Below are 20,514 nucleotides of genomic sequence, written 5' to 3'. Positions count from 1 at the left end.
AACAGCACCCCATCTGCGTTCTAGCGGATAGCACCCCACCTGCGGAAACCCCTGAAAACCCGCCCGGAGGGCCCCTGATGACCCCCATCCTCGCTGCTATCGCCTGCCTGCTCATAGTCACGCTCGGTTACGGCGGGCTGTGTGCGGCCTCGCCGTTCGGCGACTGCCGCAAGTGCCGTGGCATGGGCCACGCGCTGAAGACCGACCGCAAGGGACGGCTCAAGCGCGGCAAGGACTGCCGCCGCTGCAAGGCCACCGGCAAGCGCATCCGCGCCGGCCGCTGGCTCTACAACCGCTGGGCCCGCATCTACCGCGCCGGCACCAACACCCCCTGACCGTCCGGCCGGAAGGCATCCCGTGATTTTCAACATCTCCGCCGTGCTGCTGTTCGGCGCCGCGTCCGTCCTCGCCGTAAAGACCAAGTCCGCCGGCGGCGGCGCAGCGATGGTCCTGTTCCTGTTCGGGTTCTTCACCGCCGGGACCGGCGCGTACGACCCGATCGTCAGCGTCGTCAAGGCGACCGCCGACGCCCTGTCCGCCCTGGGCAACTGAAACGGAGACCTCAGTGAACGAGTCCAGCCCTGTCCCGGCCCGGTCCGGCGTCCCGCTCACCGACGACCAGGCTGCCAGTGAGGCCGCGCGCATCATCGCCGACGCCTACCGTCCCGCCCCCGCCGTCCCCACCTCTTACCGCGACACGAGTCCGCTGCCCGCGCACGGGGACATGCCGCCGGTCGTGCAGCCGGGGGTGCCGCCGATGTCCCAGCGGGCCGTGGACGCCTCCCGCCTTATGCTCACCGCCGGGCTGGCCACCGTCCCGCCCGGCCTGATCGCGATCGGGGTGCTCGTCGCTTCACGGCAGGCCGACCCGACGGTCATCGGGATGATCTGCGCCGCGCCGGCCGCCGTCGCCGTGCCCGTGCTCGCCCTCGCCCGCCTCTTCCGGCGGATCGGTGAGGCCGCCCCGGATGAGCACCATCACCACTACAGCGGGTCGGTCAGGCAAGAACACACCACCACCCACACGCGCGGGCTCTTCGCGCGCACCCACAACGACCACCGCCGCTGAGGAAGGAACCCCCACATGAGGCCCCTCACCTTGCCGCGCCTGCGCATTCAGGTCGCGCACTGGCACCGCAGGGCCCTGGTCCTGACCGACACCCCCGATCCCGACTGCCCCGTCTGCGAGGGCGACGGCGGTACGGAGTACCCGTACGGCGACTACGACACGGGCGAGTACGCCGGAAGCGACTGGGACCCCTGCTGGTGCTGGAACGAGAACCGCCGCTGGACCCTGCTACCCCTGCCGCACCGGCCCCGGTGGATGCGCCGACGCACCCGTCACGCCGACCCGTGGACCACGGAACCGCCCTTCTAGCTACGCCAAGGGCGACCCCCTCACGCCAATGAATCGGGGTCGCCCTTGCTCGCCAGTCACCCATCAAGGAACTGGAGACATCCAGGATGACGCAACCCACCGACATCCGGCGAGTACGCGGCCGCCGGCCGACGCTGCTGGACCTGTACTGCTGCCAGGGCGGCGCGGCCAAGGGCTACGCCGACGCCGGGTTCGACGTGACCGGCGTCGACATCAACCCGCAGCCCCGCTACCCCTTCCGGTTCGTGCAGGCGGACGCGATCGCGTTCGTCCTCGAACACGGCCCAGAGTTCGACTTCATCCATGCCTCGCCACCGTGCCAGCACGACAGCGAGTGCCAGCGCATCCAGAACAACGCCCACCCCGACCTGATCGCCCCCACCCGCGCGGCGCTGGAGGCCACCGGGCGGCCGTGGGTGATGGAGAACGTCAAGGGCGCGCTGCCCAAGCTGTACGCTCCGGTGATGCTGTGCGGGCCCATGTTCGGTGTCCAGACGTACCGGCACCGGTACTTCGAGACTGGGGGCGGCTTCACGCTTCTGCAGCCCTGGCACCCCGCACACACCGCCCCGCAGGCGAAGATGGGACGGCCCGTCCCGCCCGGCCACTACGGCCAGTTCGTCGGCAACTTCTCTGGCGTCGACCTCGCCCGCCGCGTCATGGGCGTGCCGTGGATGAACCGCGACGGCATCCGCGAGTGCATCCCGCCCGCTTACGCCCACTGGGCAGGCATCCACGCCCGCTACAGCCTGCTGGCCGGAGCGGTGGCGGCATGAGCGAGTACCTGCGTACCGCGCTGGACCTCGCAGCATCCGGCATCCCGGCCCTCCCGCTGCGTGCGGGAAAGCTGCCGTTCGGCAACTGCCCGGCCTGCGCGCGGAACGCGTGCGGCGGTCGGCCGAACATGAAGAACCCGGGCCCCTGCGCATGCCCGCAGCCGTGCCACGGCTGGGCCGCCGCCAGCACCGACCCCCACGTCCTCAACTCCCCGGCATGGGCGCGTGCGTGGCGGGAGGCGGCGGCGGTCGCCTATCACCCCGGCGGTGCTGGCGTGACCGTGGTCGACCTCGACAACGCGGACGCCATCGCATGGGCCCGTGAGACCCTGCCCGCCACCCGGACCGTGACCACCACCCGGGGCGAACACTGGATCTACCGGGGCACCATGGCGTCGTCGAACGCGATACGACCGGGCGTTGACATCAAGTCCCTTATGCAATATGCCCGTTGGCTCGGTCCGGGCGTAGGCGTCACGGCCCCTCTCCCGGACGCTGTGCGCGCGCTGGCAGTAATAAAGGAGCCGTCCACTGCCCACAGGGCGCCACAAACCCCCTCAGCACCCAGGGGAGGGCAAAACGGGGAGTGCCGCCACCGCTCGCCCGTGTTTTTGGACCGTGGGATCGCCATGGCGGAGCAGCAGATCACCAGGGCCCGGGAAGCGGTGCACGCCACCGTCTACCGGACGTTCCTCGCCGTGTTGGCCACGCACGGTCGGTGCGGCTGCCTCACGGACACGCATGTCGCCAGGCTGTTCACCGCCGCGCAGGCCAAGGGCGAGACGCCCCGGCACTGCACGGAGGCGTGGACGAACGCCCTCACCACGTTGGGACTGTGACCATGGCAGACGACGAGAAGAACCCCGCCCGCCAGATCATCACCGACTACGCGCAGGCCCATTTCCGGTACTTCCGCACCCCGGACGGGACCGTGTACGCGCAGCGCAACGGACAGCCCATCGCCCGCCCGATCCGCTCCCAGGGCACCACCGGAAGCCACCGTCAGGAACTCATGGTCGGCCTCTACCGCGACGGACGCGGCGCGTTCAACGGGTCGGCCCTGAAAGAGGCGTTGGACCTGATCGAGGCGCTCGCGCTGTCCGAGGACGTGCAGCCCGTGCACATCCGTGTCGCCCCCGGATTCGACGGAGCAACGTGGCTGGACCTGGGACGCGATGACGGGCAGTCCGTGCGCATCCACCCCACCGGATGGGACATCCTCACGCCCGACCCGCAGGAAGTGTGCTGGCGGCGCACCCAGCTCACCGGGGAACTCCCTCTGCCCGTCAAAGACACCAACGGCAAGGGCATCGATCTGCTGATGCGGCTGTGCAACTTCGCCGGCGCGGAGAACGAGTGCCTGGCCATCGCGTGGCTGATCGGCTGTCTCGGTCCGTCCGTCCCGGTCCCGGCCCCATTCCTCACCGGCCCCCAGGGCGCGGGGAAGTCGACGGGCGGGCGGATGCTGGTCCGGATCATCGAGGGCATGAGCGGTGACCTGCGCCGGGCCCCGAAGGATGAGGAGAACCTGATCGCGGCCGTGGCGGCCGGTTGGGTCACGGCGCTGGACAACCTCTCGCACATGTCACCGGACCTCTCGGATGCGATGTGCTGCATCGTCACCGGAGCCGAGAGCGTCAAGCGGGCCCTGTTCACCGACGGGGACGTCTTCCGCGTTGGCTACCGCCGCCCGCTGCTGCTCACCGGGATCGACGTCGGAGTCATCCGCCCCGACCTCGCCGAACGGCTCCTCCCGCTGCGCTTGGAGCGGCCCGGCGTGCGACGGACCGAGGCGGAACTGTGGGCGGAGTACAAGGAAGTTCTGCCCGTCGTGCTCGGCTCCCTGCTCGATCTCACGGTCAGGGTTCGTGCAGCGGAGGCGGAGACTCCCACCGACCTGCGCATGGCCGACTTCGCGCACCTGTGCGCGCAGTTCGACGCGGCAACCGGGCTCGGGGCACTGGCCGCGTACCGGGCCCGGCTCGACGACCTCAACGACGACGTCATCGAGGGCGACCTGTTGGCACAGACCGTCCTCCGGCACGCCGAGACCATCGAGCCGGGCACGGCGCAGCGGATGACGTCTACCGAGTGGCTGTCCTGCCTCGGGCGCCTCTACAGCGGCGATGACTGCCGTCCGCTGCCCAAGGGGTGGCCGACCACGGGCAAGGTGCTCTCCGACCGTCTCAAGCGCCTACAGCCCACCCTCGCCGCACGGGGCGTGCTCATCGACTCCGGCCGCACCAGTCAGGGCCGCTACCTGGAAATGACCCGCCCCGCCCCGGCGCCCCCGCACGAGCAGCAGCGGATGCCCTGACCCGCGCTCACGCGGACAAGCAAGAGGAGCACCACCCCGCCCAGCCCGGGGGTGCTCCTCTTGCTGTTCGGCGCTCGCGCCGCCCCAAGGACGTGCCGCGCAGCGGCTCCTTCTTCGCTCTCTGAGCGGTACCGCACTACGACAGACACCCCCTTCTTTGTCCTAAGAGGGAAGACGCTGCGTCATCTGCGTCACGCGGGCCGGAAAACGGGACCTGACCTGCGGCTACCGGCATGACGCAGACGGCCGCGCCCGCGTCATCCTGCGTCATCTGCGTCACGGGCAACGTCACGGATGACGCTGCGCATGACGCATCCATGACGCAGGCCTCGCCCCCAGCGTCACCTAAACCCACAGGTCAGAGGCCTGAATGACGCTAGCGACGCAATGACGCAGAAATCCACACCTCGGACAGGTGCGGGCTCCTGGCGCCGCCTGAGCCGAACCACCGCAGGACACCTCACCGACCTCGCCACGGACCCGAGGAGTCACCGAACACATGGCCACCGAAGACCCGACAGACCTGCTTGACGCCCTGCTCGCTCTCCTGCGCGGCGGCGTCCCGGACCGATACCTGACCCCCGAAGACCTGGTCACCATGTTCAGCCTCCCCAGCGTCGAGACCGTCTACCAGTGGCGTCGCAAGCGCATCGGCCCGCCCGGCTTCCGCGTCGGGCGCTACCTCCGCTTCAACCCCGCCGCGGTCAGGGCGTGGGAGGCCGAACGCACGGCCCTCGAAGACGCGGCCTGAGCCTGTCGCACCGCGCATCACTCAACACCCCGGGGAGGGCCACGCCGTGGCCCTCCCCGCCCCATGCCTAGAAGGGACCGCGCCCCACATGGCAGGCCATATCCAAGACCGCTGGTTCAAGACCGAGACCAACGCCGCCGGCAAGACCGTCCGCGTCAAGAGCGACCGATACGGCACTGGACTCCGTTACCGGGCCCGGTACGTCGGCCCCGACGGCACCGAGAAGTCCAAGAGCTTCCCCGACCGTCAGAAGCGACTTGCTGAGAAGTGGCTCAGTGCCATCGAGACGGACATGACGCGCGGTCAGTACACCGACCCCAAGTCGATGCAGATCACGTTCCGGCAGTACGCCGAGAAGTGGTTGGACACCAGGACTTCGAGTCCGATGACGCGGAAGGAACTCGGCCGGCGCCTTCGGCTGCATGTCTATCCGGTTCTCGGTTCCCGGCCGATCGGGACGTTCCGGCCCGAGCACATCCGGGAGCTTGTCGCGGCCCTGGAAGCGAAGCCCGGCGTCAGCGCCTCCTACGCCCGGAACATCTTTGCGGACGTCCAAGCGGTCCTGTCTGCCGCTGTCGACGACACGCTGTTGTCCCGCAATCCGTGCGGTGCCCGAACCGTTCGGCGCCCCAAGCCTGACCCGCACCCCGTCATCCCGTGGGTGCCCGACCAGGTGTTCGCCGTCCGCGCGGCCCTTCTGGATCGGTACCGAGCGATGGTCAACGTCGGGGCCGGTTGTGGCCTGCGCCAGGGCGAGGTGTTCGGGCTCGCTGAGGACGTCATCGACACCGACGGCCGCACGCTTCACGTGGTCCGGCAGATCAAGCACGTGGAAGGGCACCCAGTGTTCGCCCTCCCCAAGGGAGGCAAGAAACGGGACGTGCCCCTGCCCGACTCCGTGGCGGAAGCCCTCCGGGCGCACATGGACGCCTTCAAGCCCGTAGAGATCACGTTGCCGTGGGACGTACCGGAGGGCCCGAAGGTGTCCGCTCGTCTGATCTTCACAGCGGAGCAAGGGGGCATGGTCTGGCGCAGCAACTTCAACGGCAAGGAGTGGAAGCCTGCTCTCGCGGTCGCTGGACTCATCCCGGACGCAGACGATGACGGCAAGTACGACTCAGCGCGCGAGCACGGCATGCACGCCCTACGGCACTTCTACGCATCCGCGTTGCTGGACGCGGGTGAGAACATCAAGGCTGTCAGCGAGTACATGGGGCATGCCGACCCGGGGCTGACGCTGCGGGTGTACGCGCACTTGATGCCCGACAGCCGGAAGCGTGCTCGCTTGGCCATCGACAAGGTGTTCCAGCGCGACTCTCAGGAAGATCACGGCCCACAGACGGCCCAGCGACCCACGGACGGCCCCTGAACTGCCCTTATGTGCAGGTCAGGGGCCGTTGCCCGTAGAGAAGCCTCTGAAGTTCCTCAACTCTGCTTTGACCCATGACCCAGAAGGGCATCTCCAGCTCACGCAACCGGCGAGGCGCCCACGGGGGGTCGCTTCGGGGGGTAACGGAAGGAGGGTGAGCCATGGTCATCGGCATCATCCTGGCGGTGTTGGCAGTCCTGTTCGTCGGGGCTCTCGTGTCCGCCGCGAACAGGAAGCAGCGGGTCAGCCTGGGCAAGCCGGTCCGCGTCGACCGGCACCGGGGGCGCCGGGACAGCTGGTGGGCCGGCGGTGCGACCGGCGCCGGCTCGGCGTGCGGTTCGTCGAGCGGCGACTCCGGCAGTCACTCCGGCGGTCACTCGGGGGGACACTCCGGCGGTCACTCGTGCGGTGGTGGGCACTCCTGCGGTGGTGGGTCGTCCTGTGGTGGCGGGTCGTCCTGCGGCGGCGGGGGCGGATGCGGGGGAGGCAGCTGACACGGGGCAGCTGAGCTCCGGCAGGGGGAACCGCATCCAGCACGGGGGAGCGGGGAGAGCGGGGGCGTGCGGCCGGACCTGGGTCGGGCCGCACGCCCCCGCTTGTCGCATCTTCACTCCGGTGCTCCGGCGCACACCACGGCCGCCGTGGCGTGCGCCGTGGTTGAACAGATGAGCTGGGGAGCCCACGCAGGGATGGAAACCCCACGAAGTTGGGTAAAAACGCTGTGACGGCATCACCGTTCATGATTCCCTCTAACTCACCAACGCAGCCCCTCGGACGTCCTGCGGACACGTCCTGACCTCCCGACTGGGCTGACCGGGCCGATCCCCCCCCACAGTCGCCCGGGTGCGCCGGAACCCCACACCACCCTTTCTTTGCGTGCTAGCGGAGCCGATCCATGCTCACGACCCTGAACACCTCGTACACCGACACGCGCGCGGCCGACCTCGCCTGGGCCCTGGGGCGCGAGCCGCTGCCCGCCCTCGCCACGCTCGACCTCGAAATCGCCGGGGCGAAGCTTCAGTTGAGACTCCTCGGCGCGTCCCACCAAGTGCTTCTGGAGGAGGACCGGGGCACCTGTTCGGAGACGGTGGCGTGCATCTCCGGCAGCAGTACGCCGCTGCCGCTGGGCGTGGCCAAGCGGGTGGGGGACTGGGAGTACGAGTTCGCCGCCCGCGTCGAGGCGCTGTCGCCGGGTCAGTTCGCTGGTCGGGCACAGGAGTTGCTAGCGCTGGTGTCCGACCATCCGCACGGCCTCGCCGGCGTCTTTCCCGGCAGCCCGCACGCGTTCACGGCGCTGCTGGCGCAGCGGTACGAGGGGCAGGTGCACTGGCGGACCTGGCACGCGTATCCGCAGGACGGGCAGTTGGTGGCCACGCGGACGCGCGTCGGGGTCCGGGTCCCGGTGGGGACCGCGGGGCGAGTCGCACAAACCCCTGTTCTCCCGGTTCACTCCCAGTTCCACACGTGTGGGTGACGAAGCGTGCCACAGCCGTGACGTAACGTCGCACCGTGATCGAGCCGCACGCCCCCGCCCCGCCCGGCGCTCCGCCGCCCTGGGCCGGGCCCGCGCGGCTGCCCGTCCGCCCCGACACGGGCCGGTTCCTCGTCCTCGCCTGTGTCTTCGTCTGCGCGGCCTGCGGACTGGTGTACGAACTCGAACTGGTCGCCCTCGCCTCGTACCTGACCGGCGACTCGGTCACCCAGGCCTCCGTGGTGCTGTCCGTCATGGTCTTCGCGATGGGCATCGGCTCGCTGGCCGCCAAGCGGCTGCGCCGGCACGCGGCCGTGGCCTTCGGCGCCCTGGAGGCGCTGCTCGCGCTGGTCGGCGGGTGCAGCGCGATGGCGCTGTACGCCGTGTTCGCGTGGACCGGTGGCTGGGGCGGGGTGTGGGCGAGCGGACCGCGCTGGCTCCTGGTCGCCTTCTCCCTCGCCATCGGTCTGCTGATCGGCGCCGAGGTCCCCCTGCTGATGGATCTGATCCAGCGCATCCGCCGCCAGGACGCGGGCGGCGCGGTGGCCGACCTGTTCGCCGCGGACTACGTCGGCGCACTGGTCGGCGGCCTGGCCTTCCCGTTCCTGCTGCTCCCGCTGCTGGGCCAGTTGACCGGCGCGATGCTCACCGGCGCGGTCAACGCGATCGCGGGCGGCGCCCTGGTCCTCGGTCTGTTCCGCCGCGATCTGACCCACCGGGCCCGCTGGCTGCTGCTGGTCGCCAATCTCGCCGTGCTCGGCGTCCTGGCCACCGCCACCGTTCTCGTCGACGACTTCGAGCGGGCCGCGCGGGAGGCGGTCTACGGCAAGGACGTGCGAGTCGCCCTGCAGACCGGCGCCCGGGAGATCGCCCTCACCGGCGGCACCGACGGCCGGCCCCTCGACCTCTACGTCGACGGTCGCCTCAGGGTCAGCGGCCGCGACGAGGACCGCTACCACGAGGCCCTCGTCCACCCCGCGATGGACGGCCCGCACGCGCGCGTGCTCGTCCTCGGCGGCGGCGACGGACTCGCCGTCCGCGAGGTGCTCAGGCACCCCGGTGTCCGGCGGGTCGACGTCGTGGCCCTCGATTCCGCGGTGGTCGACCTGGCCCGCCGGGACCCGGCGCTCTCCCGGCTCAACGACCACGCCTACGGCGACGCGCGCGTCCACGTCAGTACGGCGGACCCGTTCCGCCGACTGCGCGGGCCGGCGCCCGTGCCGTCGTACGACGTGGTGATCGCCGACCTGCCCGCTCCCGGCATCACCGCGAGCACCAAGCTGTACTCGGAGGAGTTCTACGGCCTCGTCCGCCGTGACCTGGCCCCCGGCGGCCGTCTCGTCGTGCACGCGGGGCCGGTCTCCGCCCGCCCTCATGTCTTCTGGACGGTGGAGGCGACGCTGCGCGCGGCGGGCCTGCGCACCACGCCCTACCGCGTCGAGGGCCGCGGCTCCGGCTCCGCCGACGGTCCCGGGCGCACCGCCGGAGCCTCCCGCGCCCCCCGCGACTGGGGCTTCGTGCTGGCCTCGCGGACAGCCCGCCCGGTGCTCGGCCTGGACCCCCGGGGGCCGAGGCCGGCGACCTTGACCCAGCGGTCCCTGCGGGCGGAGCAGCGGGCGGCGGAGACGACCCGGATCGGGGGTCTGGCGGCCTCGACGTTGGTGCATCCGCGCTACTGATCCGCGCCCCCGGGCGGAAGTGCGCGGTCACTTTCCACCAACCGGGGTGCATGACCGCCGGCCCTGGGTAGGCTCGGCAACCATGGAGCATGAGGTGTTCGTTCCGGTTCCGGTCGAGCGGCTGAGGGAGACCCTGGGGGATCCCGTCAGGGTGGCCCGGGCGGTTCCCGGGCTCCAGCAGGACGCCGGTGCGGACCCCGTCGCCGGGCGCCTGAAGGTGCGGGTCGGCAGCCACTCCATCACCTACCGGGGAGCGGTCCGCGTCTCCGCCCGGGAGGACGGTTCCTACGCCGTCGAGGGCGACGCCACCGAGACCCGCGGCACCGGTTCGGTCAAGCTCGCCCTCACCCTCCGGCTGCGCGCCGCGGACGACGGCACGACCGTGATCTTCGACGGCACGGCCACGGCCGACGGCCGCGTCACGGAGCTCCCCCAGGACGCGGTGGGCTCCGCGGTCGTACGCCTGCTGAACCGTTTCGCGGAGGCGCTGGGCGAGGCGCGCGAGGAACCGGAGCAGCAGGAGCAGCAGGAGGAGCCGGAGCAGCGGGAAGAGCGGGAACAGCAGGCAGAGCGGGAACAGCGGGCAGAGCCGGAGCGGCCGGAGACGCCGGAGGCCGTGGAGGCTTCCGAGGAGCCGCCGGTACCCCTCGTCGAGGACTTCACGGAACCCTCCGGTCCGCCGGCCGAGGCGGCCCACGCCCGCCGCACGATGATCGGCCGCAGCGCGGAGGAGGTCGACCACGCGCCCCCGAGAGGCCGCTACGCCCCCGTCCCCGCACCCCAGACGGTGGCCTCGCGCGCGACCCTGCGCTGGGCGGCGCCGGCGGCCGCAGTGGTCCTGGCATCGGCGATCGTGGTGGGAAGGGCACTGCGGAAACGCCGTTGAGGCGCCGTTGAGTAGGGTCCTCCCGTGAGCCAAGAAGACATCACGCTGACCGCGGGCGACGCGGAAGTGACCTTGCAGCCGGCAAACGGCGGACGGGTCGGGGGACTTCGGGTCGCGGGCGCCCAACTCCTGCGCCAGGGCGACCGTTTCGGCTGCTTCCCGATGGTCCCCTGGTGCGGCCGCATCCGGGACGGACGGTTCCGCGACGGCGCCGAGGTCCACCGGATGCCGCTCAACTCCCCGCCGCACGCCATCCACGGCACCGCCCGCGACGGCGCCTGGAGCATCGCCCGCACGAGCGCCGGGGAAGCGGTCCTCACCTACGACCTCGTCGAGCCCTGGCCCTACCCCGGGCGCATCACCCAGGTCGCCACGCTCACCCCGGACGCCCTGACGCTCACCATGTCCGTGGAGACGTACGACTCCTCCTTCCCGGCCCAGATCGGCTGGCACCCCTGGTTCAACCGCACCCTCGACGGCGGCGAGCCCGTCCGGCTCGACTTCACCGCCGCCTGGCAGGAGGAGCGCGGCGACGACCACCTGCCCACCGGCAACCGCGTCGAGCCGAAGCCGGGCCCCTGGGACGACTGCTTCGGCATGCCCGGCGGCGTCGACGTCACCCTCACCTGGCCCGGGCGGCTGGAGCTCAAGGTCGCCAGCCGCGAGGAATGGGTCGTGGTCTACGACGAGCAGGAGGCCGCCGTCTGCGTGGAGCCGCAGACCGGGCCGCCCAACGGCCTCAACACCCTGCCGCGCCTGGTCACCCCCCTGGAGCCGCTGGAGGCCTCGACGACCTGGAGCTGGCGCCGCCTCTAAGCTGACAGGCATGACGGACGTACGTGGCGAGCTGCTGCAGCAGATCAAGGACAAGGCCGTGGTGCACGGCAAGGTGACCCTCTCCTCGGGGCTGGAGGCCGACTACTACGTCGACCTGCGCCGCGTCACTCTCGACGGCGAGGCCGCCCCGCTGGTCGGGCAGGTGCTCCTGGACCTGACCGCGGACCTGGAGTTCGACGCGGTCGGCGGCCTGACCATGGGTGCCGACCCGGTCGCCGGGGCCATGCTGCACGCGGCCGCCGCGCGCGGGAAGCGCCTGGACGCCTTCGTCGTACGCAAGGCCGCGAAGGCGCACGGCCTGCAGCGGCGCGTCGAGGGTCCCGAGATCGCCGGCCGCCGGGTGCTGGTCGTCGAGGACACCTCCACCACCGGCGGCTCCCCGCTCGCCGCGGTCGAGGCGGTGCGCGAGGCGGGCGCCGAGGTCGTCGCCGTCGCCACGATCGTCGACCGGGCGACGGGCGCCGCCGAGAAGATCGAACAGGGCGCGGGCGTGCCGTACCGCTTCGCCTACTCGAAGGACGAGCTGGGACTGGACTGACCAGGGGATGGACCATCCGGCCGAGTCTGGAAAGATGGGGCCGACGATGACGTCGAACCCCCACACAAGGTCTAGGTCAGGGCCGTAAGCACGCAGTACGCCAACCCGCAGATACAAGGAGCGGACACATGCCGATCGCAACCCCCGAGGTCTACAACGAGATGCTCGACCGGGCGAAGGCAGGCAAGTTCGCCTACCCGGCCATCAACGTGACCTCGACCCAGACCCTGCACGCTGCGCTGCGCGGCTTCGCGGAGGCCGAGAGCGACGGCATCATCCAGATCTCGACCGGTGGTGCCGAGTTCCTGGGCGGTCAGTACAGCAAGGAGATGGTCACGGGTTCCGTGGCCCTCGCCGAGTTCGCGCACATCGTCGCCGAGAAGTACCCGGTCACCGTCGCCCTGCACACCGACCACTGCCCCAAGGACAAGCTCGACGGGTACGTACGCCCGCTGATCGCCGTGTCCGAGGAGCGGGTCAAGGCCGGCGGCAACCCGCTGTTCCAGTCCCACATGTGGGACGGCTCGGCGGAGACCCTCGCCGACAACCTCTCCATCGCCCAGGAGCTCCTGGAGCGCGCCCGCGCCGCCAAGATCATCCTTGAGGTCGAGATCACCCCGACCGGCGGCGAGGAGGACGGTGTCTCGCACGAGATCAACGACTCCCTCTACACGACGGTCGACGACGCCATCCGTACGGCCGAGGCGCTGGGCCTGGGCGAGCGGGGCCGCTACCTGCTGGCCGCCTCCTTCGGCAACGTCCACGGCGTGTACAAGCCGGGCAACGTCGTCCTGCGCCCCGACCTGCTGAAGGAGCTGAACGACGGCGTGGCCGCCAAGTTCGGCAAGCCGGCCGGGTCCCAGCCCTTCGACTTCGTCTTCCACGGCGGCTCCGGCTCCACGGAGGAGGAGATCCGCACCGCGCTGGAGAACGGCGTGGTCAAGATGAACATCGACACCGACACGCAGTACGCCTTCACGCGTCCGGTCGCCGACCACATGTTCCGCAACTACGACGGCGTCCTGAAGGTCGACGGCGAGGTCGGCTCCAAGAAGACCTACGACCCGCGCACCTGGGGCAAGCTCGCGGAGGCCTCCATGGCCGCCCGCGTCGTCGAGGCCACGCAGAACCTGCGCTCGGCTGGCACGAAGATCAAGTAGTTCCCGCGTTTTCCGCGAGCCCGGTGCCACGGCACCGGGCTCGCTGTATACCTGGGGTCATGCCCGACGTCCGGCTGGCCTCGCCGCAAGGCAAGTGGATCCTGCTCACCACCGTTCTCGGCTCCAGCATGGCGCTGCTGGACTCGACCGTCGTCAACGTCGCCCTGCCGCGCATCGGCCGCGACCTGGACGCCGACCTCGCCGCCCTCCAGTGGACGGTCAACGCGTACATGCTGACGCTGGCCGGGCTGATCCTGCTCGGCGGCTCCCTCGGGGACCGGTACGGCCGCCGCAAGGTCTTCGTGGTGGGTGTCGTGTGGTTCGCGGCGGCCTCGCTGCTGTGCGGGCTCGCGCCGAACGCCGGTGTCCTGGTCGCGGCCCGGGCCCTGCAGGGAGTGGGCGGCGCGCTGCTCACACCGGGTTCCCTGGCCCTCATCCAGGCCTCCTTCCACCCCGACGACCGGGGCCGGGCCGTCGGCCTGTGGTCCGGGTTCGGCGGCATCGGGGCGGCCGTCGGCCCCTTCGTGGGCGGCTGGCTGGTGGACGGGCCGGGCTGGCGCTGGGTGTTCCTGCTCAACGTCCCGCTGGCGCTGCTGTGCGCGCCGATCGCCGTACGGCATGTGCCGGAGTCCGCGGACGGGCGCGGTGACCACGGTCGCTTCGACGTCCTGGGCGCGGTCCTCGGCGCGGTGGCGCTCGCGCTGGTGACGTACGCGCTGATCGAGGCGCGTTCCGGGTCCCCGGTGGTCGTCGTCGCGGCGCTCGCGGGTGTGGCCGCCGGGGTGGCCTTCGTCGCCGTCGAGAAGCGCCGTCCCGACCCGATGATGCCGCTCGGGATCTTCGCGTCCCGGCAGTTCACCGCGGTCAACCTGGTGACCCTGTGCGTGTACGCGGCCTTCGGCGGGTTCTTCTTCCTGGCCGCGCTCCAGCTCCAGGTGGTGGTCGGCTGGTCGGCCCTCCAGGCGGGTACGGCCCTGCTGCCGACGACCGCCCTGATGCTGCTGTTCTCCGCCCGCTCGGGCGCCCTGGCCGACCGCATCGGGCCGCGCATCCCGCTCACCGTCGGCCCGCTGCTGTGCGCGGCGGGGATGCTGCTGATGCTGCGGGTCGGCCCGGACGCCTCGTACCTGGCCGACGTCCTGCCCGCGCTGCTGGTCCTGGGCACCGGCATGGTCACGCTGGTCGCCCCGCTGACGGCGACCGTGCTGGGCTCGGTGGACGCCTCTCGGGCCGGTCTGGCGAGCGGGATCAACAACGCGGCGGCGCGGGTGGCGGGCCTGATCGCGGTGGCGGCGTTGCCGCTGGTCACCGGGATGGGGGAGGAGGCCTACCGGTCCCCGGGGGCCTTCGACGACGCCTTCGGGCGGGCGATGACGGTGTGCGCGGGGGTGCTGGTGGTGGGGTCCGCCGTGGCCTTCTCGACGGTACGGTCGCTGCCGCCGGGGTGCCGGAGGCCGGAGTGCCGTACGTACGGGGCCGTGCTGTCGCCGCCACTGGAGGGGGAGCGGGCCAGGGGGCGGCTGTCGTAGGGCGTCTGCGGGCCGGGTGGGGGCTGATCGCTCCCCTGAAAGCCCTACCGGCCTCCGCGACCGCACCCACTCAGGGGCGCGGGGAACTGCGCGACCGGCCACAACGCACCCGCAGACGAAACACGGCCCTCCGCGAGGGAGACTGGACCCATGTCGATTCACGAGAACCTTCTCGGGGGCCCGCCCCCGACCCACCTCCCCGATGACCCGGAGCCCCGCGAGCTCCTGGCGAACGGCACCGCGCCGGCGGATGTCGCCGCGAAGTACCCGACCTCCTCGCTGGCCTGGGCCCAGCTGGCCGACGAGGCGTTCGAGCGGGGCAGCGTCGTGGAGTCGTACGCCTATGCCCGTACCGGCTACCACCGCGGCCTGGACTCGCTGCGCCGCAACGGCTGGAAGGGCCACGGGCCGGTCCCGTGGGAGCACGAGCCGAACCGCGGCTTCCTGCGCGCCCTGCACGGCCTCGCCCGCGCCGCCGGAGCCATCGGCGAGCAGGCGGAGTACGAGCGCTGCACGCAGTTCCTGAAGGACTCCTCGCTGACGGCGGCCGAGACGCTGGGCTGAGCCCGGGCCGATCCGTCACCGCTTTCCGGGCCCGCCTGTGTGACCAGGCGGGCCTTGCCTTTTCCACGGACCATGGAAGAGGATGCCCGGCGGGGACCGGGGCCCCGTGTCGGTAACGGCAGGGCGGACCGCTACCCGGAGTACACATCAGGAGACAGCGATGTCGTCCCACGAGGCTCAGGAAACGCAGGAGCCGGAGACCCCGCATCTCGACTTCCAAGGCACGACGCCGTACGAGGACTACGTCAAGGCGGACGTGCTCACCCACCTCCAGCACACCCTCTCCGACGATCCCGGAGAGATGGTCTTCCTGGTCACGACCCAGGTCATGGAGCTGTGGTTCACCGTCATCGTGCACGAGTGGGAGACCGCGGCGGGTGCGCTGCGCTCCGACGACGTGCCCACGGCCGTTGCCGCGCTGAAACGATCCGTCCGTGAGCTGGAGGCGCTGACCGCCTCCTGGAAGCCGCTCGGCCAGCTCACGCCCGCGCAGTTCAACTCCTACCGCTCGGCGCTCGGCGAGGGCTCCGGCTTCCAGTCGGCGATGTACCGCCGCATGGAGTTCCTGCTCGGCGACAAGTCCGCCTCCATGCTCGTCCCGCACCGGGGCGCGCCCCGCGTCCACGCCGAGCTGGAGAAGGCGCTGCACGAGCCGAGCCTGTACGACGAGGTGCTGCGGCTGCTTGCGCGGCGCGGGCACGCGATCCCGTCCGCCGTCCTGGACCGTGACGTCTCGCAGCGGTACGAGCCGTCGGAGGAGGTCGAGGCCGCCTGGACGGCCCTCTACTCCGGCCCCGAGAACGACGAACTCGCCCGCCTGGGCGAGGCGTTGACCGATGTCGCCGAGCTGGTGTGGCGCTGGCGCAACGACCATCTCGTCGCCACCCGCCGCGCGATGGGCTCCAAGGCCGGCACGGGCGGCTCCGCCGGGGTGGCCTGGCTGGAGAAGCGCGCCCAGAAGAACGTGTTCCCGGAGCTGTGGACGGCGCGGTCCCATGTCTGAACTCGCTTTCAAGGCACAGGAGTTGGACGCGGGCGATGCACTCGCGGGCGTGCGCTCCCGGTTCGTGCTCGATGACGTGGTGTATCTCGACGGGAACTCGCTGGGTGCCCTCCCGGCCGCCGTCCCGGAGCGTGTCGAGGACGTCGTACGGCGGCAGTGGGGGTCCTTGCGGATCCGGTCCTGGGAGGAGAGCGGCTGGTGGAGCGCGCCCGAGCGGATCGGCGACCTGATCGCCCCGCTGGTCGGGGCGGCGGCCGGGCAGATCGTGGTCGGCGACTCGACAAGTGTCAACGTGTTCAAGGCACTTGTGGGGGCCGTGCGGCTCGCGGGCGGTCCGGGCTCCGGCCGTGACGAGGTGGTCGTCGACGCGACCACCTTCCCCACGGACGGGTACATCGCCGAGTCCGCGGCCCGGATGACGGGCTGCACCCTGCGGGCGGTGACCCCGGCTCAGGTGCCGGACGCGCTGGGCGGCCGTACGGCGGCCGTCCTGCTCAACCACGTCGACTACCGCACCGGGCGCCTGCACGACCTGCCCGCTCTCACGGCCGCCGTGCACGCGGCGGGCGCGATCGCCGTCTGGGACCTGTGCCACAGCGCGGGCGCCCTGCCGGTCGGTCTCGACGCGCACGGCGTCGACCTCGCGGTCGGCTGCACCTACAAGTACCTGAACGGCGGCCCCGGTTCACCGGCGTACCTCTATGTGCGCCGCGAGCACCAGGACCGCTTCGACTCCCCGCTGCCCGGCTGGAACTCCCATGCGGAGCCCTTCGGGATGCGGCCGTCCTACGAACCGGCGCCGGGCGCGCTCAGGGGCCGTGTCGGCACACCCGACATCCTCTCCATGCTCGCCCTGGAGGCGGCGCTTGAGGTCTGGGAGGGCGTGACGGTCGAGTCGGTGCGCGCCAAGTCCCTCGCCCTGACGGACTTCTTCCTGGAGTGCGTCTCGTCGTACGTCGGTGAGGGGCGCGTCGAGTGCGTGACCCCGACGGCGCACGCGGAACGGGGCAGCCAGGTCGCGCTGCGCTGCGAGGACGCGGGCGAGGTGATGAAGCGGCTCATCGAGCGGGGCGTGGTGGGCGACTTCCGGCACCCGGACGTGCTGCGGTTCGGTTTCACGCCGCTGTACGTCGGCTTCGCGGACGTGGAGCGGGCGGCGCGGGTGCTGGCGGAGACGCTCGGCTGACCCGTCCCTCGCCCTCAGTCCCGCGTGACGTACACCCCCGCCTCCGCCGCCGCGAGCGCCGCGTCCGCCGCGCGTTCGGCGGCGGCGGGGCCGGGGGCGGTCCCGGTGGTGAGCAGGCCGTAGTAGAGGGGGGCCGAGACCGCCCGTACGACCGTCGCCGGGTCCGTCCCCGGCGGCAGCTCCCCGCGCGCGACGCCCTCGCTCACGCACGGGGCCCACTCGGCGACGCGTACGGCGTAGAAGTGCCGCAGCGCCTCGGCGGTACGCGGGTCGCAGGCCGCCGCGGCGATGACCGCGCGGAACAGCGCGCCCTGCCGGGGGTCGGCGAGCGTCCGCTGGACCAGCAGGGCGTTGGCCCGCAGGTCGTCGCGGACCGAACCGGTGCGGGTGCGGGGCAGCGACTGCTCGGCCATGTCGGCGAGCAGGTCGGCGACCAGCGCGGTGACCGTCCCCCAGCGCCGGTACACGGTCGTCTTGCCGACCTCCGCGCGCCGGGCGACCTCGGCGAGATCGAGGCGGTCGAAACCCTGCTCCACCAGCACATCCCCGGCCGCCCGCAGCACGGCCGTACGGACACGCGCGGTACGCCCGCCGGGACGGACGGTGCCGGGCTCGGCGGACATGTCGGACTCCTCGGTGCGCTCGGGGTCCACGGGTGCGGACGGGGGGCCAGCGTAACGAAACAGCAGAACCGTTTAACCCTCACCGAGCGTGACATCCCCGTGTCCGCGCACGTCATGGGCCTGATACCGTCCCGGCCAACGGCCGGATTCTCTTCCCGGATGCTTTCACGGTCCGTCAGATCCGTTTCGTGACTGGGAGGTTGGAGCATGCCGGACGACGCCGCAGCCCGTGCCGCCGCAGAAGCCCGTGCCGCGGCGGAAGCCCGTGCCGCGGCCGAGGAGGAGTCGGCCTTCTCGCACCCGGCGGTCGACCCCGACGCCGCCGCGAGGTACGGCGACGATCCCGACCAGGTGATCGACTTCTACGCCCCGCGTGTGTCGGTGTCCCCCGGGGGCGGGCTCGCGCCGCTGGTCGTCGTCCTGCATGGCGGGGCGTGGCGGGCGCCGTACGACCGGCGGCATGTGACTCCGTTCGCGGACTTCCTGGCCCGGCGCGGGTTCGCGGTGGCCAATGTGGAGTACCGGCGGGGCGGGGTGTCCCTTCCGGCCCAGGGCGCGGCAGCCCGGGGTGCCGGGCCCGTGGCCGGGCGCTGGCCCGAGACCTTCGACGACGTGGCCGCCGCGATGGACGCGCTTCCCGCGCTGGTGCGGGAGTTCCTCCCGCAGGCCGACCCGCGCCGCATGGTGGTCACCGGTCACTCCGCGGGCGGCCACCTCGCGCTGTGGGCCGCGGCCCGGCACCTCCTGCCGGCCGACGCCGCGTGGCGCATCGACCGGCCGGCGCCCCTGCGCGGGGTCGTCGCCCTCGCCCCGATCGCCGACTTCACGGTCGCCGACAAGCTGGACGTGTGCGACGGGGCCTTCCGTCAACTCCTTGGCGGGGACGCGGGGTTCACCGCGCGGCTGCCGTACGCCGACCCCGCCCTGCTGCTGCCCACCGGCATCGCCACCACCCTCGTCCAGGGCCGTACCGACACGGTCGTCCCCGAGGCGGTCGCCGAGGCGTACGCGGACGCGGCGGCGAAGGCGGGCGAGGTGGTGGGCCTGACCCTGCTGGAGGACGTCGGCCACTTCCCCCTGATCGACCCGGCGGCGGACGCGAGCGCGGTGGTGGCGGAGGAGATCGCGCAGTTGGCGTGGTGAGGCCGGTTCCGGCGCCTCCTTCGGCCCCTCCCGGTGATACCCGTAATACCTGAGAGCTACGACGCCGAAGAGCTCCCTGGCGTGACGCGGACGACGGCCGCGGCTCCGTAACTTCCTTTCCAGACAAGCCCGATGGCCGGGCGGAGGGGAAGGGACGGGGACCGTGGGGACCAGGGGGAGGGGCGGACGGGAGGGCCGCGGGGACGCGCGGCGGCACCGGGCGGGCGATCGGGTCGATCAGGGTGATCGGGTCGATCAGGGTGATCGGGAGCCGCGTGGCGCGTCGGCCGGCCGCGGGGATCCCGACCGCCGGGGTTCTCATCGGTGGCGCCGGGCCCTTCTCGCCACCCTCGTCACCGCGGCGGTGGTGGTCCCGCTCTCCGCGGCCGTCCGCCCCGAGATCCCGTCCCCGCCCCCCGCCGCGCTCCCGAAACCCACCGCCGCCACCCTCGGCGAGATCTACGCCGCCAACCGCGCCAACGCCGCCGAGGCCGCCCGCAGGGCCGCGGCCCACGGTGACAGCCACCGCGCCGCTGCGGACCGGGAGCTGGCCGACCCCACCCGCCACCTGCTCACCTTCGACGGCAGGGGCCCGGGAGAGACGGCAGAGGTCCTCGGCGACCTCGCCCACGCCGACCACGTGGCCGTCCTGGTGCCCGGCTCCGACACCTCCCTGGACACCTACGACCGCTTCCGGGCGACGGCGGCGGCCCTGCGCTCGCAGCTCACCGCCACCGCGTCACCCGGAACCCGCACCGCGGTGGTCGCCTGGCTCGGCTACCGCACCCCGGCCACCGTCAGCACCACGGTCCTGACCACGGACAGGGCCGACGAGGCGGCGCCCCGGCTGCGGGCGTTCACCGGCGGACTCCGGGACGTGGTCGGCCGCGCCACCACCGTCTCCCTCGTCTGCCACTCCTACGGCACGGTGGTCTGCGCCAGGGCCGCCGCCCACCTGGACATCGACGACCTGGCCCTCCTCGGCAGCCCCGGCACCGGCGCCCGCACCGCCGCGGCCCTGCACACCCCGGCCCGGATCTGGGCGGCCAGGGGCGAGGACGACTGGGTGGGCGAGGTCCCGCACGTCAGGGCCGGCCTCTTCGGCATCACCGTCGGCTTCGGCACCGACCCGGTCTCCCCGGCCTTCGGCGCCCGAGTCTTCGCCGCCGGGAAGGGCGGCCACAGCGACTACTTCAGCCCGGGCTCGGTCTCCCTGACCAACCTCGCCCGGATCGTCCTCGGAGCGACCGCGGAGGTGACCCGTGGCTGAGACCCACCCCAGCCGGGGCGGCGTACGCGCCGGC

22 protein-coding genes are annotated in these 20,514 nt (G+C 72.0%); 21 read left to right on the top strand and 1 reads right to left on the bottom strand.

Features of this window, described 5'->3' with window-relative positions; all coding sequences use genetic code 11:
- The first annotated feature begins 77 nt into the window (after positions 1–77).
- From AQI94_RS21885 to kynU, 19 genes are all read left to right on the top strand, one after another.
- Positions 78–335 (top strand): hypothetical protein, encoded by a 258-nt coding sequence (locus tag AQI94_RS21885; protein ID WP_031037184.1) that lies wholly within the window; start codon positions 78–80, stop codon positions 333–335.
- A 22-nt stretch (positions 336–357) separates the two neighbouring features.
- Positions 358–552, top strand: coding sequence for a hypothetical protein (locus tag AQI94_RS21880; protein WP_031037181.1), 195 nt, complete (start codon positions 358–360; stop codon positions 550–552).
- Between the two features lie 13 nt (positions 553–565).
- Positions 566–1,069 carry a hypothetical protein gene (locus AQI94_RS21875; protein WP_031037179.1) on the top strand — a complete coding sequence of 168 codons (504 nt, stop codon included), beginning with the start codon at positions 566–568 and terminating at the stop codon, positions 1,067–1,069.
- A 15-nt stretch (positions 1,070–1,084) separates the two neighbouring features.
- Entirely contained in the window at positions 1,085–1,378 is a 294-nt protein-coding gene (locus AQI94_RS21870) for a hypothetical protein (protein WP_225890237.1), read from the top strand.
- A gap of 86 nt (positions 1,379–1,464) precedes the next feature.
- Positions 1,465–2,154: a DNA cytosine methyltransferase gene (locus AQI94_RS21865; RefSeq protein WP_031037174.1), complete on the top strand. Its 690-nt coding sequence runs from the start codon at positions 1,465–1,467 to the stop codon at positions 2,152–2,154.
- The gene (locus AQI94_RS21860; RefSeq protein WP_031037172.1) at positions 2,151–2,993 is read left to right on the top strand and encodes a bifunctional DNA primase/polymerase; all 843 of its coding nucleotides are present in this window, start codon (positions 2,151–2,153) and stop codon (positions 2,991–2,993) included. The genes AQI94_RS21865 and AQI94_RS21860 overlap by 4 nt, the downstream gene beginning before the upstream one ends.
- Positions 2,994–2,995: 2 nt before the next feature.
- Positions 2,996–4,471, top strand: a complete 1,476-nt coding sequence (locus AQI94_RS21855; protein WP_031037169.1) for a hypothetical protein — start codon at positions 2,996–2,998, stop codon at positions 4,469–4,471.
- A 499-nt stretch (positions 4,472–4,970) separates the two neighbouring features.
- A complete protein-coding gene (locus tag AQI94_RS21850; RefSeq protein ID WP_031037168.1) occupies positions 4,971–5,222 on the top strand; it encodes a helix-turn-helix transcriptional regulator in 252 nt (83 codons plus the stop codon).
- Positions 5,223–5,310: 88 nt separating this feature from the next.
- Positions 5,311–6,591, top strand: coding sequence for a tyrosine-type recombinase/integrase (locus AQI94_RS21845; RefSeq protein WP_037941023.1), 1,281 nt, complete (start codon positions 5,311–5,313; stop codon positions 6,589–6,591).
- A gap of 895 nt (positions 6,592–7,486) precedes the next feature.
- Positions 7,487–8,065, top strand: coding sequence for a DUF2617 family protein (locus AQI94_RS21840; RefSeq protein WP_051831887.1), 579 nt, complete (start codon positions 7,487–7,489; stop codon positions 8,063–8,065).
- A gap of 35 nt (positions 8,066–8,100) precedes the next feature.
- Positions 8,101–9,741 carry a polyamine aminopropyltransferase gene (locus AQI94_RS21835; protein WP_062229891.1) on the top strand — a complete coding sequence of 547 codons (1,641 nt, stop codon included), beginning with the start codon at positions 8,101–8,103 and terminating at the stop codon, positions 9,739–9,741.
- Between the two features lie 82 nt (positions 9,742–9,823).
- Positions 9,824–10,627, top strand: coding sequence for an SRPBCC domain-containing protein (locus AQI94_RS21830; protein ID WP_031050651.1), 804 nt, complete (start codon positions 9,824–9,826; stop codon positions 10,625–10,627).
- Positions 10,628–10,651: 24 nt separating this feature from the next.
- A complete protein-coding gene (locus tag AQI94_RS21825) occupies positions 10,652–11,443 on the top strand; it encodes an aldose epimerase family protein (protein ID WP_031050649.1) in 792 nt (263 codons plus the stop codon).
- Between the two features lie 10 nt (positions 11,444–11,453).
- Positions 11,454–12,002, top strand: a complete 549-nt coding sequence (pyrE, locus tag AQI94_RS21820) for an orotate phosphoribosyltransferase (protein WP_031050647.1) — start codon at positions 11,454–11,456, stop codon at positions 12,000–12,002.
- Positions 12,003–12,130: 128 nt separating this feature from the next.
- Positions 12,131–13,162, top strand: a complete 1,032-nt coding sequence (gene fbaA / locus AQI94_RS21815; protein ID WP_031050645.1) for a class II fructose-bisphosphate aldolase — start codon at positions 12,131–12,133, stop codon at positions 13,160–13,162.
- A gap of 59 nt (positions 13,163–13,221) precedes the next feature.
- A complete protein-coding gene (locus AQI94_RS21810; RefSeq protein WP_062229890.1) occupies positions 13,222–14,691 on the top strand; it encodes an MFS transporter in 1,470 nt (489 codons plus the stop codon).
- Positions 14,692–14,841: 150 nt separating this feature from the next.
- Entirely contained in the window at positions 14,842–15,255 is a 414-nt protein-coding gene (locus AQI94_RS21805; protein ID WP_020119245.1) for a DUF3151 domain-containing protein, read from the top strand.
- Between the two features lie 160 nt (positions 15,256–15,415).
- Positions 15,416–16,258 carry a tryptophan 2,3-dioxygenase family protein gene (locus AQI94_RS21800; protein ID WP_031050640.1) on the top strand — a complete coding sequence of 281 codons (843 nt, stop codon included), beginning with the start codon at positions 15,416–15,418 and terminating at the stop codon, positions 16,256–16,258.
- Positions 16,251–17,444 carry a kynureninase gene (kynU, locus tag AQI94_RS21795; RefSeq protein ID WP_031050637.1) on the top strand — a complete coding sequence of 398 codons (1,194 nt, stop codon included), beginning with the start codon at positions 16,251–16,253 and terminating at the stop codon, positions 17,442–17,444. The genes AQI94_RS21800 and kynU overlap by 8 nt, the downstream gene beginning before the upstream one ends.
- 14 nt (positions 17,445–17,458) lie before the next feature.
- On the opposite strand, the gene AQI94_RS21790 is transcribed toward kynU, so the two are convergent.
- On the bottom strand, positions 17,459–18,067 hold the full coding sequence (locus tag AQI94_RS21790) for a TetR/AcrR family transcriptional regulator (RefSeq protein ID WP_062229889.1): 609 nt from the start codon (positions 18,065–18,067) through the stop codon (positions 17,459–17,461).
- Between the two features lie 207 nt (positions 18,068–18,274).
- Here AQI94_RS21790 and AQI94_RS21785 point away from each other — a divergent pair, with 207 nt between their 5' ends.
- Both AQI94_RS21785 and AQI94_RS21780 read left to right on the top strand, forming a co-directional pair.
- The gene (locus AQI94_RS21785; protein ID WP_031053778.1) at positions 18,275–19,210 is read left to right on the top strand and encodes an alpha/beta hydrolase; all 936 of its coding nucleotides are present in this window, start codon (positions 18,275–18,277) and stop codon (positions 19,208–19,210) included.
- A 364-nt stretch (positions 19,211–19,574) separates the two neighbouring features.
- Entirely contained in the window at positions 19,575–20,480 is a 906-nt protein-coding gene (locus AQI94_RS21780; RefSeq protein ID WP_062229888.1) for an alpha/beta hydrolase, read from the top strand.
- Positions 20,481–20,514: the final 34 nt, after the last annotated feature.

Source organism: Streptomyces pseudovenezuelae (assembly GCF_001513955.1).
Lineage (GTDB): Bacteria > Actinomycetota > Actinomycetes > Streptomycetales > Streptomycetaceae > Streptomyces > Streptomyces pseudovenezuelae.
The sequence above is the reverse complement of the archived record's forward strand: the minus strand, read 5'-3'. Positions and strand labels throughout refer to the sequence as shown.